Here is a 17,159-nt window from a genome sequence, read left to right as displayed (position 1 = left end):
TCTTAGCACAGGATTGCCTCATCGCTCTACCCCGTTTATGCTATCCGCTTATAGAGTCCATTCTCATTGACGATTAAGTCTTGTAATTCCAAATCCAATAACTGTACTAAAAGCGAATCCACCGGCAAATTCAGTGCTGCAGATAAATCATCGAGGCTTATCGGTGTATAAGTGATATGTTGATAAAGTTCAGGGTGACTCGGATCCACAGCTGGCATTTTTGCTGTGAGCGGTTTAGCTATCGACTGATTGATTAGAGTATGTACTGGCAGCTGAAAAACAACGCTATGATTGAGGCTATCTAAAATATCTTTGACATTTTCCACCAACATCGCACCTTGCTTAATCAATTTGTGGCAACCTTGACTGTATTCACTTTGAATATTCCCTGGCAACGCAAAAATATCGCGATTTTGTTCTAAGGCATAACGCGCCGTAATCAATGAACCGCTTTTCTCTGTGGCTTCAATCACTAACGTTCCCAATGAAAGTCCACTAATAATACGATTGCGACGAGGAAAATTTTCGGCAATCGGTGCTTGCGTAGGGATAAATTCAGAAACTAATGCCCCGTTATTTTCGATAATTTGCTCGGCTAATCGGCGATGTTTAGCGGGGTAAATGTGATCTAATCCGCTGCCCAATACGGCAATGGTCTGCCCTTGAATATCCACCACTGCTTGATGACTAAATCCATCGATACCTAAAGCCAGCCCACTCGTGACCGTCAATCCTACAAGAGAAAGCTCTGTCGCAAAATATTTTGCCCAATATTCCCCATAAGCGGAGCAATAACGACTTCCAACCATGGCGATTTGCTGTGCTGAAAGTGCAGTCAGATTACCTTTCACAAATAATAAGGACGGAAAGCCACTAATTTGTTTGAGTAAAAAAGGATACTCATCTGAAAAACAGTGAATTAAATGATGCCCTTCTTTTTCGGCCCAACTCAAAGCGGGCTCAATGAATTTCATTTCAGGCTGAAACCAACGACGAATCTGCAAAGCATTCCAGCCCATTTGTTGAAATGAAGCTTCATCATAATTTAATAACTCATCTATATTCACATGGGCTAGAATTTGTTGAATTCGCACACTGCCTAATTTGGGTATTTGTGACAACCGCAATAAAATCGACGCAAAATCGCTCATTTATTCTCTCCTTTAAAAAGTGAATTATGACGAGATTGGTGTCAAAAAATGAAAGATTTGTCTTAATTTTGCGATTCAGATCGCAAAAAGAGAAAAAATTTTAGAAAAAATCTGCATACCAAAAATAATGGGTAAAGCAGTATAAAAATGGCTCTATTAAAGATCTTTTTAGCGATAAACTCTACACATCATCACATATTTAGAATAATAAACTTTTACAATAATACGAATATATTAATTCAAAATATAAATCACTAAAAAATGGTTTGACAGCAAAATTTTTATCCGTAATATGGACAGCGTTTTACAGAATTTTTTACAGGATTATCTTTTTATGTACCAAGCTGTTTCTTTATCTCTCAACCTCCTGCTCTCACATTCTTTGTGCGGCTAAGTTGTGGATAAAAAACACCTTTATGTAAAAAATCTATTATCAACCCGCACTTTTAAGATTGCGGGTTTTTTCGTTTTAAAATCACGGTAAAAATGACCGCACTTTGAGTGATAAAAGAAGGAAAATACTATGACAGATCGCGTTATTATTTTTGATACCACCTTGCGTGATGGCGAACAAGCGTTAAAAGCAAGCTTAACCGTTAAAGAGAAATTACAGATTGCTTTAGCCCTTGAACGTCTAGGCGTGGATGTGATGGAAGTGGGTTTTCCAGTTTCTTCTCAAGGCGATTTTGAATCCGTTCAAACCATTGCACGCCATATCAAAAATAGTCGTGTTGCGGCACTTTCCCGTGCGGTAATTAAAGATATTGATGCGGCAGCTGAAGCCTTAAAAGTGGCAGAAGCGTTTCGTATCCATACATTTATTGCAGTTTCAGCATTACACGTTGAAGCCAAATTAAAACGTACCTTTGACGATGTGGTTGAAATGGCTGTAGCCGCAGTAAAACATGCACGTAATTATACTGACGATGTAGAATTTTCTTGCGAAGATGCAGGCCGTACAGGTATCGACAATATTTGTCGTATTGTTGAAGCGGCAATTAATGCAGGTGCAACAACTGTAAATATTCCTGACACTGTTGGTTTCTGCTTACCTAATCAATTCGGCAATATTATTGCTGAAGTACGTAACCGCGTACCAAATATCGATAAAGCTGTGATTTCCGTACATTGTCACAATGACTTGGGTATGGCAACGGCTAACTCCTTAACCGCTGTACAAAATGGTGCACGCCAAATTGAATGTACTATCAACGGCATTGGTGAACGTGCGGGTAATACCTCACTTGAAGAAGTGGTAATGGCAATGAAAGTGCGTCAAGAATTTATGGGTGTAGATACACGTATCAACACACAAGAAATTCATCGTGTCAGCCAAATGGTGAGCCAACTTTGTAATATGCCAATCCAACCGAATAAAGCGATTGTAGGTTCAAATGCTTTCGCACATTCATCCGGTATTCACCAAGATGGTATGTTAAAAAACCAAAATACCTACGAAATCATGTCACCAGAAACTATCGGCTTGAAGAAAGAGAAATTGAACTTAACCGCCCGTTCTGGTCGTGCTGCCGTGAAAGGTCATATGGCAGATATGGGTTACACTGAACAAGATTACGATTTGGATAAATTGTATGAATCTTTCTTAAAATTAGCAGATAAAAAAGGCCAAGTGTTCGATTATGACTTGGAAGCGTTGGCATTTATCGACATGCAACAAGGTGATGAAGATCGCTTAGTGTTAGATAAACTTTCGGCACACTCCACTAAAGAATATCCAGCAACCGCTTTTGTTCAAGTGGAATTAGATGGCAATAAATTAAGCACGTCGTCAATTGGTGGTAATGGTCCGGTCGATGCGGTTTACAATGCGATCTTGAACTTAACTGGCTTAGAAATCAAAATGTCTCACTATAACTTAACCGCGAAAGGTGAAGGCGCTGAAGCCTTAGGTCAGGTAGATATCGTGGTTGAACATGAAGGCCGTAAATTCCATGGTGTTGGTTTAGCAACAGACATCGTTGAATCTTCCGCGCTTGCTTTAGTCCACGCGATCAATGCGATTTATCGTTCACATAAAGTCGCAGATATTAAGAATCATAAACATCATTAATCTATCGAGTTCCCCTCTTTAGCAAAGAGGGGTTAGGGAGATTTGGCAGAAGTAACATCAACCTCAGCAGTGAATTTTATATCGTTAAAATCTCCCCCAGCCCCTCTTTACAAAAGAGGGGAGAAAATTAACCGCACTTTAGTGTGAAAGAAATAGGAAAAATAATATGCAATCATACAACATCGCAGTTCTACCGGGAGACGGTATCGGTCCGGAAGTCATGGCTGAAGCCATTAAAGTATTAAACAAAGTCCAAGAAAAATTCGGTTTTAAACTTAACTTCAATGAATTTTATGTCGGTGGTGCTGCAATTGATAATTGTGGTTGCCCATTACCAGCAGAAACCTTAAAAGGTTGTGATGAGGCTGATGCGATTTTGTTTGGTTCTGTAGGTGGCCCTAAATGGACAAATTTACCACCAGATCAACAACCGGAACGCGGTGCATTATTACCATTGCGTAAACATTTCAAATTATTCTGCAATCTTCGTCCTGCTACCCTTTATAAAGGTTTAGAAAAATTCTGTCCATTACGTGCAGATATTGCAGCGAAAGGATTTGATATGGTGGTTGTGCGTGAATTAACAGGCGGGATTTATTTCGGTCAGCCTAAAGGCCGTGAAGGTGAAGGTGCACAAACCAAAGCATTCGATACTGAAGTTTATTACAAATATGAAATCGAACGCATTGCACGTGCGGCTTTTGATGCGGCAATGAAACGTCGTAAACATGTGACTTCTGTGGATAAAGCGAACGTATTACAAGCTTCAATCTTATGGCGTGAAACTGTGACTGAAGTGGCGAAAGACTATCCAGAAGTCACCTTAGATCACATTTATATCGACAACGCGACCATGCAGTTAATCAAAGCGCCTGAATCTTTCGATGTACTCCTCTGCTCTAACATTTTCGGTGATATTATTTCTGATGAAGCGGCGATGATCACCGGCTCTATGGGAATGTTGCCATCTGCTAGCTTAAATGAAGAAGGTTTCGGCTTATATGAGCCTGCTGGCGGTTCTGCACCAGATATCGCAGGCAAAGGCATTGCCAACCCAATCGCACAAATTCTTTCTGCGGCGATGATGTTGCGTTATAGCTTCAACTTAAACGAAGCAGCGGATGCCATTGAAAATGCCGTACAAAAAGTCTTAGCAAGTGGTCACCGTACGGGAGATTTAGCCGATGATTCTGCACCTGTTTCAACTGCAGAAATGGGCACATTAATCGCTAACGCAATCTAATAAAAAATAATTAAAGTGCGGTTTAAAAACACCCTAAAATTTGACCGCACTTGCTACTCTAACGAATTGAGAAAAATTATGGCAAAAACTCTTTACGAAAAATTATTCGATGCCCACGTGGTATACGAAGCTGAAGGCGAAACGCCGATTTTGTATATTAACCGTCATTTAATCCATGAAGTGACCAGCCCACAAGCCTTTGACGGTTTACGTGTTGCGGGCCGACAAGTGCGCCAAGTAAGCAAAACTTTCGGCACCATGGATCACAGTATTTCTACTCAAGTACGTGATGTGAACAAACTTGAAGGCCAAGCGAAAATTCAAGTATTGGAGCTTGCAAAAAACACAAAAGCGACCGGTATTCAATTATTCGACATGACCACCAAAGAACAAGGTATTGTGCATGTGATGGGGCCTGAACAAGGCTTAACCTTACCTGGCATGACGATCGTTTGTGGTGACTCCCATACCGCCACTCATGGTGCGTTCGGCGCTTTGGCATTTGGTATTGGTACATCCGAAGTAGAACACGTATTAGCTACCCAAACCTTAAAGCAAGCTCGCGCAAAAAATATGAAAATTGAAGTGCGTGGCAAAGTAGCACCTGGCATTACTGCAAAAGATATTATTCTTGCCATCATCGGTAAAACCACCATGGCAGGCGGTACAGGCCATGTGGTGGAATTCTGCGGCGAAGCGATTCGTGACCTTTCTATGGAAGGCCGTATGACCGTTTGTAATATGGCGATTGAAATGGGGGCAAAAGCCGGCTTAATCGCACCAGATGAAACCACTTTCGAATACTTAAAAGGTCGCCCACATGCCCCGAAAGGGAAAGATTGGGATGATGCCGTTGCTTATTGGAAAACCTTAAAATCCGATGATGATGCGAAATTTGACACGGTCATCACGTTAGAAGCCAAAGACATTGCACCACAGGTAACTTGGGGAACAAACCCAGGCCAAGTAATCGGTATCGATCAGCCTGTGCCAAACCCAGCAGAAATGACCGATCCCGTGACTCGTGCTTCAGCAGAAAAAGCCTTGAATTATATTGGCTTAGACGCTAACGCTGATTTAAAAGAAATTCCAGTAGATCAAGTGTTTATCGGTTCTTGTACTAATGCTCGTATCGAAGATCTACGTGCCGCAGCAGCCGTGATGAAAGGTCGCAAAAAAGCTGACAATGTAAAACGTATTTTAGTGGTACCGGGTTCCGGCTTAGTGAAAGAACAAGCAGAAAAAGAAGGCTTGGATAAAATCTTTATCGAAGCGGGCGCAGAATGGCGTAATCCGGGCTGCTCAATGTGTTTAGGGATGAACGATGACCGTTTAGGTGAATGGGAACGTTGTGCTTCCACGTCAAACCGTAACTTTGAAGGTCGCCAAGGCCGTAATGGTCGAACTCATTTAGTGAGTCCGGCAATGGCAGCGGCAGCGGGAATGTTCGGTAAATTCGTTGATATTCGTGACGTCACATTAAATTAAGGAGCAGAAAATGGCAGGATTTAAACAACTTTCAGGCTTAGTAGTGCCATTGGATGCGGCAAACGTGGACACGGATGCGATTATTCCAAAACAATTTTTACAAGCCATTACCCGCGTAGGTTTCGGTAAACACTTATTCCATGAATGGCGTTATTTGGATGTAGAAGGCACTAAGCCAAACCCAGATTTCGTATTGAATTATCCACAATATCAAGGCGCGACCATTTTATTAGCGCGTAAAAACCTTGGCTGTGGTTCTTCTCGTGAACATGCACCTTGGGCATTAGCCGATTACGGTTTCAAAGTGATGATCGCACCAAGCTTTGCGGATATTTTCTATAACAACAGTTTAAACAACCACATGTTACCGATTCGTTTAAGCGAAGAAGAAGTGGAAGAAATCTTCCAATGGGTGTGGGCAAATGAAGGTAAACAAATCCATGTAGATTTGGAAGCGATGACCGTCACTGTAGGTGACAAAGTCTATCACTTTGAACTGGATGAATTCCGCCGTCATTGTTTGTTAAACGGCTTGGATAACATCGGTTTGACGTTACAACACGAAGATGCCATCAGTGAATACGAAAAAAATATTCCGGCATTTTTACGTTAATCTGTTTTTTGACTCGGACAGCAAATATTGCTAACCATTCGGCGGACAATTTGTCCGCCTTTCTTTTTGAAAACATTCCATTTTTTTACCGCACTTTCTCCCCTTTTATTTGACAGTATCCATGCTTATCCCTATTATTCCGACCAATATTGATTGATTTTAAAAAGAGCTGTCTATGTCACATAATCAAACCGAATTACTAAAAAAATCCCTCGCTGAACGCATCCTTATTTTAGATGGTGCGATGGGAACTATGATCCAAAAATACAAACTCACCGAGGCTGATTTTAGAGGCGAGCATTTTAAAGAAAGTGCGGTTGATTTACGTGGCAATAATGACTTGCTCACCTTAACCCAACCGCTGCTAATTTCTGCGATTCATGAGAAATACTTACAAGCGGGTGCCGATATTATTGAAACCAATACTTTCAGTTCTACCACCATTGCGCAAGCGGATTATGATTTACAGTCTATTGCCTACGAACTGAATTTTGCAGGTGCAAAGCTAGCACGTTTAGCCGCAGATAAATACAGTACACCAGAAAAACCTCGCTTTGTTGCAGGTGTGTTAGGGCCAACCAACCGTACAGCCTCTATTTCTCCAGATGTAAATGACCCGGGTTTCCGTAATGTCACTTTTATGGAACTGGTCGATGCCTATGCTGAAGCCACTAAAGGCTTAATCGAAGGTGGTGCTGATTTAATCATGATCGAAACCATTTTCGACACGTTAAACGCAAAAGCCGCCATTTTCGCCATTGAAACCGTGTTTGAAGAATTAGGTGTGGAATTGCCGATTATGATTTCCGGCACCATTACTGATGCTTCTGGCCGTACCCTTTCAGGGCAAACCACCGAAGCATTCTACAACTCGCTTCGCCACGCTAAACCACTGACTTTTGGTTTGAACTGTGCACTAGGCCCGAAAGAACTTCGCCAGTATGTTGAACAACTGTCTAAAATCAGCGAAACCTATGTTTCCGTCCACCCAAATGCGGGCTTGCCAAATGCCTTTGGTGGCTACGATTTAGGTGCAGAAGAGATGGCTGCACATCTTAAAGAATGGGCTGAAAGTGGCTTTGTGAACATTGTCGGCGGTTGTTGTGGTACAACGCCAGAGCATATCAAAGCCTTTGCCGATGCCATGCAAGGTATTGCACCGCGTAAATTGCCTGAAATTAAAACCGCAATGCGTTTGTCCGGTTTAGAGCCGCTCAATATTGATGATGAAAGCCTATTCGTGAACGTGGGCGAACGTAATAACGTGACAGGTTCGGCGAAATTCAAACGCTTAATTAAAGAAGACAAATTTGCCGAAGCCATTGAAATTGCTATCGACCAAGTGGAAAACGGCGCGCAAGTGATCGACGTCAATATGGACGAAGCCTTGCTCGACGGCAAAAAATGCATGACCCGTTTCCTCAATATTATGGCGACCGAGCCAGATGCGGCCAAAGTGCCAGTCATGATCGACTCGTCTAAATGGGAAGTGATTGAGGCAGGTTTACAGTCGGTTCAAGGTAAACCGATTGTGAACTCTATTTCGCTTAAAGAAGGCGAAGAAATCTTTATCGACCACGCCAAACTGGTACGTAAATATGGTGCGGCGGTAGTGGTTATGGCATTCGATGAAGTGGGACAAGCCGATACCGAAGATCGCAAAGTAGAAATCTGTACCCGTGCCTATAACATTTTAGTCAATCAACTTGGCTTCCCACCAGAAGATATTATTTTCGACCCGAACATTTTCGCCATTGGTACGGGGATTGAAGAACACAATAACTACGGTGTGGATTTCATCAATGCCACAGGTCGCATTAAACGCGCGCTACCGCACGCAAAAATCTCGGGCGGGGTGTCGAATGTGTCTTTCTCATTCCGTGGTAACAACGTGATGCGTGAAGCCATTCACGCCGTCTTCCTCTATCACGCCATCAAACAAGGCATGGATATGGGGATTGTGAATGCGGGGCAGCTCGCGATTTATGACGATCTCGATCCTGAATTACGTGAAATTGTGGAAGATGCGGTATTAAATCGCAGCCCAGACGCCACCGAAAAACTGCTCGATATTGCAGAAAAATATCGTAACCAAGGCAACGATGAAAGTGCGGTTGATTCTGTGGCAGAATGGCGAACTTGGCCGGTGGAAGAACGTTTAAAACACGCGCTGGTGAAAGGGATTACCACTTACATTGTGGAAGATACTGAAGAAGCTCGCCAAACATTGCCAAGTCCATTAGATGTGATTGAAGGCCCGTTAATGGCTGGCATGGACGTGGTCGGCGATTTATTCGGTGACGGTAAAATGTTCCTGCCACAAGTGGTGAAATCTGCACGCGTAATGAAACAATCTGTGGCGTATTTAGAGCCGTTTATCAATGCCACCAAACAAAAAGGTTCAAGCAACGGTAAAGTAGTGATTGCGACCGTGAAAGGCGACGTGCACGATATCGGTAAAAATATCGTAAGCGTAGTAATGCAATGTAATAACTTTGAAGTGATTGACTTGGGCGTGATGGTGCCTGCGGATAAAATCATTCAAACCGCCATTGATGAAAAAGCGGATATCATCGCATTAAGTGGTTTGATTACCCCTTCTCTAGATGAAATGGAATACTTCCTGGGTGAAATGACTCGCTTAGGCTTAAACCTGCCTGTGATGATTGGCGGTGCCACCACCTCTAAAGAACATACGGCAATTAAACTTTATCCAAAATATAAAGAGCACGGCGTATTTTATACTTCTAACGCCTCCCGTGCGGTGACAGTGTGTGCGACATTGATGAACCCAGAAAGCCGTGCGGCATTGTGGGAACAATTCAAGAAAGATTACGAGAAAATCCAACAATCCTTTTCTAACCGTAAACCACTGCGTAAACAGCTGAGCATTGAAGAGGCTCGCGCAAACCGCTTTGATGGCTTTAGTGGTGAATGGGCAGATTACGTGCCACCAAAACCAAACCAAACCGGTATTGTGGAATTTAAAAACGTACCGATTGCCACATTACGTAAATTTATCGACTGGTCACCATTCTTCCGCATTTGGGGCTTAATGGGAGGCTACCCTGATGCCTTTGATTATCCGGAAGGCGGCGAAGAAGCACGTAAAGTATGGAATGATGCGCAAGTGGTCTTAGATGAATTAGAGCAAAACCACAAGCTCAACCCAAGTGGTATTTTAGGTATTTTCCCTGCGGAACGTGTGGGCGATGATGTGGTGTTATTTTCTGATGAAGAACGCACACAAACCATTGGCACCGCTTATGGCTTACGCCAACAAACCGAACGGGGCAAAAACAGCAAAAGCCCGTTTAACTTTGCTTTAAGTGACTTTATTGCTGATCGCGAAAGCGGTAAAAAAGACTGGTTCGGCATGTTCGCCGTCTGTGCGGGCATTGAAGAAATGGAATTAGTGGAAGGCTATAAAGCGGCAGGCGATGACTACAATGCAATCTTACTACAAGCTGTGGGCGACCGCTTAGCGGAAGCCATGGCAGAATACCTGCACTTTGAGCTTCGCACCCGCATTTGGGGCTACACGCAAGAAGAATTCGACAATCAAGGTTTAATCAATGAAAACTATGTTGGTATCCGTCCTGCACCAGGTTATCCAAGTTGTCCGGAACATACGGAAAAAGCCTTGATTTGGGATTTATTAGAAGTAGAACAACGCATCGGCATGAAACTCACTGAAAGCTACGCCATGTGGCCAGCCGCTTCCGTCTGCGGTTGGTACTTCACCCATCCTGCAAGCAACTATTTCACTTTAGGTCGCATTGATGAAGACCAAGCTCAAGATTATGCCAAACGTAAAGGCTGGGATGAGAGAGAGATGATGAAGTGGTTGGGTGTGGCGATGAAGTAGGATTTATTATAATTTAACGTTTAGATTTAATAGCACTAATGAATTTATTAGTGCTATTTTTTTATTTTATAAATTGTGTAGATTTAATAATGAATAGAAAACAATAGAAAAATAACCTTTGATGAAGTAATATCCTTTCAAAATATAACCGCTTATAGGAAACTTTATGAAAAAAATCATCTCTTTGCTTTGTTTATTAGTATTAGCAGCTTGTTCTAATAACAATACGCCACCTGCTTACGACAGTACAACGCCCTTTTACAAATATATGACTCACTTGGAAGGTGAAAAAATATTGATTCGAGGTGTTGTTAAAACACCAGATAATAAAACTTATTTACTGAGTGATAACGAAGATTATGAGTTTTCAGGTATTGATGCGCGTTATTTACAACCTTTATTCCAACCTGAATACATGACAAAGCTTTTAAAATCCAATAGAAGTGATGATAAATTTTCTTTAACGCTTGCCTTTTATGCTGACCGTAGTAATAACCTTGTTAAAGTAAACTATGACCTAAAATTACCGATGAAATACCTTGATACACTTCGTCAAAGTTTGAAAGGATTAGAGCAACGTTGGCGAATAATTTATGATGATGGTAATTGTGAAGTAGGCGATTTCTTCCATCAAGAACCTTCTGAATGCAAAGATAATAAGCCTAAAACCCAAATTACCCTTTATATGGAAAAGGGAAATAAGCAAATAATCAATGGGCGTATCGTGAAATTAAATAACCGTGATGAAATTTTGAAAAAATCCTCACTCCCTATACCAATACCTGCATATCTTAGTAATTTTCGTCTAAAAACAGATAAAGAAATTCAGTCAAAAAAATGGGAGGATACAAAAGAGGCTGCTAAAGACGGAGTTAAAGATACGCTAATGATTATTACCGCACCAATATGGTTGCCTCTCTATATCTATGGTTTCAGTGGCAGAATCGGTTAATTAAAATAACTTTATTTCAATAGCACCACCCCAAGTGTTGGTGCTATTTTTTCTTTCATCTCATACCTTCTCGACATTTAGCAATTCCTATAAAAATAAATAGCAAAATAATTTTCTATTCGGTAAACTCATTTTAAAATACAAATACTTATAAGGAATATTATGAAAAAATTTATCTCTTTGCTTTGCTTATTATTAGCAGCTTGTTCGAGTAACAATACGCCACCTGCTCACGACAAGACAAAGCCCTTTCACCTATATATGACTCACTTGGGAGATGAAAAAATATTGATTCGAAGTATTGTGAAAACACCGGATAATAAAACTTATTTACTGAGTGATACCGAAGATTATGAGCTTTCAGGCATTGATGCGCTTTATTTACAACCTTTATTCCAGCCTGAATACATGACAAAGCTTTTAAAATCCAATAGAAGGGATGGTGAATTTTATTTAGCGCTTGGTGTTGATGCTGACCGTACTAATAACAAAGTTAAAGTAGATTATATAATGATCGTACCGATTAAATACCTTAATACGCTTCGTCAGAGCCTGAAGGGGTTAGAGCAACGCTGGGAGGTACGCTATGAGCCTGCTTCTAGTTATTGTGTGGCAAATGATTTCTTCCACCAAGAACCTTCTGAATGCAAAGATAATAAGCCTAAAACTCAAATTATTCTTCGTATGAAAGGGAAAGATAATAAGTCAATCATTGATGGGCGTATAGTAAAATTAAATAATCGTGATGAAATTTTGAAAAAATCCTCACTTCCTATGCCAATACCTACATCTCTTAGTAATTATCGTCTAAAAACAGACGAAGAGATTCGATCAGCGAAATGGCATGAAATTAAACGTGAAATTAGAGAATCAACCAAACAGGGAGCAGAAACAGCACTAATCATTATTACTGCACCAATCTGGTTACCTATGGCGATCGGGTGGGAGCCTGGTAGGGGTCCTTCTGGGCGCAAGTAGTTACTTATCATATTTCATTTTCTTTATAATGGCGCACGCTCGCAGCATGTGCCAAATTTTACTAAAAAACACTTCAAAAACGCACCGCACTTTCCCCTTTGTATATTGCACTATCCCCAATTTCCGCTATTATACTCCCTTTCTCATTCACTCTACTCTCGGAACTTTATCAATGAATAAATTTAAAATAGCATTACTCACAGCTGCATTCGTAGGGTTGTTTGCTTGTACCACAACACAACAACCAAAGAAAACCGTTAAAACACGATACCTTAAAAATAACATTAGCCAAGCGGAATTAAACAATCCGAAAGATTACAAACGTTATTACTATTCTTGCCGTAATTCAGAAACGGGCTCGAATTCTTATTTAACCACTTACTTCCCGCTTTCAAGAGAAAGCCGCATGAAAGATAACTTTGGAATTTATTTCCAATTAGATGGTGGAAAAGCGGTGCCGTTTGATCATGTGGAAAATCGTACCTTAAATGCACGTGGAAATCGCTTTGAAGTGATTTATCGCTCTTATGAGCCGATTGATGGAAGCCATGTGGATCTGATTGCGCGCGAGCATAATTCGGTGTATTACAAAAACAATCAAGGCATGAGAACAGCTTGGTTAAATTGTCGAGAAGGCTAATTCTCACTGAAAGTGCGGTCATTTTTAGACGCGTTTTCCAAAACAAAAAAGCACGAGCTTAAACTCGTGCTTTTTCTTTTTTATTTCAATTATGCTTTTGCTTGTGCGCGTTTCACGAAAACGACTGAAAGTGTGAATGCCACCACAAATGAAATCAACATACCAATGCTGTACATCGCAAGGCTATCTGGTTTGATCGATGGGATACCTAAGAAGCCTGCTGCGCCTAATGCAATGGCTTTTACATTAAAGAATGCGATAAAGGCACTTGCAAGGCCTGAACCAATCATCGCCGCAAAGAAAGCTTGACGATAGCGTAAGTTCACCCCGAACATCGCCGGTTCAGTAATCCCTAATAATGCAGAGATACCCGATGGCACCGCTAAACCGCGTACTTTTGGATCTTTTAATGCCACTGCCACACCTAAACAGGCCGCACCTTGTGCTATGTTTGACATTGCCGCGATAGGGAAAATAAAGGTACCACCTGTATTTGCCATTTCAGCCAATAATTGTGTTTCAACCGCAATAAAGGTTTGATGCATACCGGTGATAACGATAGGTGCATAGAATGCCCCGAAGATTGCGCCGCCCACGAAACCTAAGGTGTCATATAACCAAGTTAAACCTGATGCAATTAATGAACCCGCTTCACGACCGATTGGACCAATTACGGTAAACGCTAAGAAGCCTGCAATAAAGAGCGAGAATAATGGGGTAATGAGGTTATCTAAGTAAGAAGGCACAAACTTACGGAAGGTTTTTTCTAAGGTTGCTAATACCCAAGCAGAAACTAATGTTGGGATAACCGTACCTTGATAGCCGACTTTTTCAATTTCAAGACCGAATACATTCCAGTATTGGATTTTGCCTTGAGCAAGGGTTAATGCGTAGTTCCAACCGTCTGCTAATGCAGGGTGAACCAACAACATCCCAAGCGCTGCCCCTAAGAATGGGTTACCGCCGAATTTACGGGTGGCAGAGAAACCAAGTAATACCGGTAAGAATACAAATGGTGCATTCGCGATGGTATTAATGAAGTCCACCAAATCCGCAAGACCAGGGTGCATATCAATCACGCTTAATTCATCAACGAAGAAACCTTTCGCTGTAAGCATGGAGTGAATACCCATTAACAAACCGCCTGCTACGATTGCTGGAATTATTGGCACGAAAATATCTGCTAAGCCTTTCACCAAACGTTGCAATAAGTTTTGATTGCCTGACGCCGCTTCTGCCACTTCGGCTTTGCTCACATCGCCGATACCAAGCAATTTGGTAAGTTCAGCATGGACTTTATTCACTGTGCCAGAACCGAAGATAATTTGATATTGACCAGCGACAGCAAACTGCCCTTTCACGCCTTCAATGTTATCAATACCTTCTTTGTCCACTTTGCTTTCATCGTTTAACACAATACGTAAACGCGTTGCGCAATGTGCTGCGGTGACGATGTTGTCTTTACCGCCAAGTTTATCAATTACTTGTTGGGCGATTTGAGGGAAGTTCATAGTGCTCTCCTAATGGGTTTCTAAAAAAAAGAAATTGACCGATTGTAACTAAAACGGGGGATAATAACTAGCGGTCTAAACAAATTTTAGCCGAAAAAAAACCGACTTGATTAAGTCGGTTTATAGTTGGTGCTCTGAGCGAGACTTGAACTCGCACGGCCTGCGGCCACTACCCCCTCAAGATAGCGTGTCTACCAATTCCACCACCAGAGCGTTTATTCTGTTTTTATTCCTTATTGCGGGATGTCATTATTTTTGTTTTCAACTGCTGGAGCAACTTGTTGTTGCTGTTGTTGAACTTGTTCAGCAGTTTGAGATAAATCGTCAAACGAACCTTTTTGTACGTTGCCACGGTGAGAGTTAATGTTACCTAACACTAAAGCAATCACAAAAAAGCCAGTTGCTAAGATTGCACTGGTACGAGTTAAAAAGTTACCTGCACCAGCAGAACCAAACATCGTACCTGATGCACCGCCGCCAAATGACGCACCTGCGTTCGCGCCTTTACCTTGTTGAATAAGGATAAAGCCGATTAAGGCGATACAAATTAATACATAAACAAATAATAAAATATTGTACATTATTCTTTCTTCTCTAAATTGCGATTTCGCAAGAAAACTGGGAGCAAATGTTATATAAAATTCACGCTTTTCGCAAGCGCTTTCCCATTTTTTTTACTTAATTGTATTAAGTTTAATCAATTTTCAGCGTTTAAATCTTCCGATTTTTTGACCGCTCTTTTTCGTTTCGTTGCTGGTGTGCTTAAACCTTTTGAAATCTGACTTAAACGACGTAATGCAGTGAAATCAACAAAACGCACTAAATCCGGCAGCATTTGATTAAGTGTAAACATAAATTGCTGATAACTCGCCTGTTTTTGACTGATATCCGTTAATTGTGCTTCCCAATGTGCCGTCATATCAGGTTGTGTAGCAATATCAGGTAAAGCAGAAATCAGGATCCGCCCCGTTTCTGTGCTGTGAATATTGCGTCCTTTTTTCGTTAAAAAACCGCGTTTAAACAACAATTCAATAATACCTGCACGGGTGGCTTCTGTGCCAAGCCCATCTGTTTCACGCAGAATTTTTTTCAATTCTTTATCTTGCACAAAACGCGCAATCCCCGTCATGGCGGAAAGCAACGTCGCATCAGTAAAAGGTTTTGGCGGTTGCGTTTTTTTACTCACCACTTCGCCTCTTTCGCAATACAGAATCTGCCCTTTTTTCACGATCGGCAATAACGGCTCTTGATTTTCATCTTCGTCTTCTTTACCAAGTAACTCTTTCCAACCTGCGGTTTGCAAGTTGCGCTCTTGCGCCACAAAAATACCGCCCGCAATACTTAAGGTAATTTTGCTTTTACGATATTCCGCATCGGGACAGAATTGCAATAAATACTGGCGTGCAATTAGTTCATAAATACGCTGCTCATCAATGCTTAGATTTATCGAGCGTGTGTTAGCCGTCGGAATAATCGCATGGTGCGCTTCCACTTTTTTATCATTCCAACAACGATTACGCTGCTCGCTATCCACCACCGATGGCAGGGTTTGATAAGTCTGACAATGCTGTGAAATCGCATTCATCACTTTATGTCGTTCAGCAAAATGCTCTTCTGGCAAATAGCGACAATCAGAACGCGGATAGGTAATCAAACGATGGGTTTCATATAACCGCTGACAAGTATCCAGCACGCTTTGCGCTGACATGCCAAAACGTTTTGCCGCATCAATCTGCAATGCTGACAAGGAATAAGGCAAAGGCGCTGTTTCTTTTTCTCGCTTATCCACATATTCGGTCACTTCGGCAGGTTGTTCCGTAATGCGCTTCACCACATTTTCGGCTAAGCCTAAAGACAGCACACGACCATCTTCATCTTGGTAATCTTCACAAGCCTTACTTGGTTGCCAAAGTGCAGAAAAAAGTGCGGTCGGATTTTCAGACGTTTTTTCTTCTTTCACCCATGCCAACACTTCATAGAAATCTTTGGGTTGGAAATGTTCAATTTCCAAATCACGGCGAACAATCAAACCTAATACGGGAGTTTGTACTCGCCCAACAGAAAGCACGCCATCATAACCCGCTTGTCGACCGCGAATGGTATAAGCGCGGGTCATATTAATGCCATAAAGCCAATCGGCACGAGCTCGCGCCAGTGCAGAGGTGGCTAATGGAATAAAATGACGATTCGGTTGGAGTTTTTGTACGGCTTTTTCCACCGCACTTGGGTTAAGATCACTAATCAGACAACGCAAAATGCCATCACGTTTTTCGGCTGATAAATTGGCATAGCTGAATACTTCATCCACCAGCAACTGACCTTCTCTATCCGGGTCGCCTGCGTTAACTAAAACATCGGCTTGATAAATGAGTTTTTCCACCACAGAAAGTTGTTTTTTGACTTCTTTTCGCGGTAACAGAATCCACTTTTCAGGAATGATGGGTAAATGTTCTAAACGCCATTGTTTGAATTTAGGATCGTAGGCATCCGGCTCTGCCTGTTCGAGCAAATGCCCCACGCACCAAGTCACAACATCATCATTGCCGCATTTAATAAAACCATCACCCCGTTGATGAGGTTTTGGCAATACATCGGCAATGGCTCGCCCAAGACTGGGTTTCTCGGCAATAAACAGGCGCATAAA

Annotated in this window: 12 protein-coding genes and 1 tRNA gene; 8 read left to right on the top strand and 5 right to left on the bottom strand. The window is 41.7% G+C overall.

The window, feature by feature from the left end; translation table 11 throughout:
* Nucleotides 1-35: 35 nt before the first annotated feature.
* Complete coding sequence (dprA, locus tag QP437_RS06915; protein WP_285267384.1) at nt 36-1,151, bottom strand: DNA-processing protein DprA; 1,116 nt, start codon at nt 1,149-1,151, stop codon at nt 36-38.
* A 523-nt stretch (nt 1,152-1,674) separates the two neighbouring features.
* On the opposite strand from dprA, the gene leuA reads away from it, so the two are divergent.
* From leuA to QP437_RS06875, 8 genes are all read left to right on the top strand, one after another.
* Nucleotides 1,675-3,222, top strand: coding sequence for a 2-isopropylmalate synthase (gene leuA, locus QP437_RS06910; protein WP_285267383.1), 1,548 nt, complete (start codon nt 1,675-1,677; stop codon nt 3,220-3,222).
* 166 nt (nt 3,223-3,388) lie between these two features.
* Entirely contained in the window at nt 3,389-4,465 is a 1,077-nt protein-coding gene (gene leuB / locus QP437_RS06905) for a 3-isopropylmalate dehydrogenase (RefSeq protein WP_285267382.1), read from the top strand.
* A gap of 78 nt (nt 4,466-4,543) precedes the next feature.
* Entirely contained in the window at nt 4,544-5,953 is a 1,410-nt protein-coding gene (gene leuC, locus QP437_RS06900; protein WP_111304353.1) for a 3-isopropylmalate dehydratase large subunit, read from the top strand.
* Nucleotides 5,954-5,963: 10 nt separating this feature from the next.
* Nucleotides 5,964-6,566, top strand: coding sequence for a 3-isopropylmalate dehydratase small subunit (leuD, locus tag QP437_RS06895; RefSeq protein ID WP_005696826.1), 603 nt, complete (start codon nt 5,964-5,966; stop codon nt 6,564-6,566).
* Nucleotides 6,567-6,741: 175 nt separating this feature from the next.
* The gene (metH, locus tag QP437_RS06890; RefSeq protein ID WP_285267381.1) at nt 6,742-10,434 is read left to right on the top strand and encodes a methionine synthase; all 3,693 of its coding nucleotides are present in this window, start codon (nt 6,742-6,744) and stop codon (nt 10,432-10,434) included.
* A 166-nt stretch (nt 10,435-10,600) separates the two neighbouring features.
* Nucleotides 10,601-11,386, top strand: coding sequence for a hypothetical protein (locus tag QP437_RS06885; protein WP_285267380.1), 786 nt, complete (start codon nt 10,601-10,603; stop codon nt 11,384-11,386).
* Nucleotides 11,387-11,548: 162 nt separating this feature from the next.
* Nucleotides 11,549-12,364 (top strand): hypothetical protein, encoded by an 816-nt coding sequence (locus QP437_RS06880; protein ID WP_285267379.1) that lies wholly within the window; start codon nt 11,549-11,551, stop codon nt 12,362-12,364.
* 172 nt (nt 12,365-12,536) lie between these two features.
* Nucleotides 12,537-13,004 carry a hypothetical protein gene (locus QP437_RS06875; protein WP_049356256.1) on the top strand — a complete coding sequence of 156 codons (468 nt, stop codon included), beginning with the start codon at nt 12,537-12,539 and terminating at the stop codon, nt 13,002-13,004.
* Nucleotides 13,005-13,093: 89 nt separating this feature from the next.
* On the opposite strand, the gene QP437_RS06870 is transcribed toward QP437_RS06875, so the two are convergent.
* From QP437_RS06870 to QP437_RS06855, 4 genes are all read right to left on the bottom strand, one after another.
* Complete coding sequence (locus tag QP437_RS06870; protein WP_285267378.1) at nt 13,094-14,515, bottom strand: sucrose-specific PTS transporter subunit IIBC; 1,422 nt, start codon at nt 14,513-14,515, stop codon at nt 13,094-13,096.
* Between the two features lie 127 nt (nt 14,516-14,642).
* Nucleotides 14,643-14,728: transfer RNA gene (locus tag QP437_RS06865), tRNA-Leu, on the bottom strand.
* A 20-nt stretch (nt 14,729-14,748) separates the two neighbouring features.
* The gene (secG, locus tag QP437_RS06860; protein ID WP_049367934.1) at nt 14,749-15,096 is read right to left on the bottom strand and encodes a preprotein translocase subunit SecG; all 348 of its coding nucleotides are present in this window, start codon (nt 15,094-15,096) and stop codon (nt 14,749-14,751) included.
* 116 nt (nt 15,097-15,212) lie between these two features.
* The gene (locus QP437_RS06855; protein WP_285267377.1) at nt 15,213-17,156 is read right to left on the bottom strand and encodes a DNA topoisomerase III; all 1,944 of its coding nucleotides are present in this window, start codon (nt 17,154-17,156) and stop codon (nt 15,213-15,215) included.
* Between the last annotated feature and the right edge of the window lie 3 nt (nt 17,157-17,159).

The sequence above is a fragment of the Haemophilus sp. UMB1048 genome (assembly GCF_030218125.1).
Lineage (GTDB): Bacteria > Pseudomonadota > Gammaproteobacteria > Enterobacterales > Pasteurellaceae > Haemophilus_D.
This window is presented reverse-complemented; position numbering and strand designations above follow the sequence as displayed.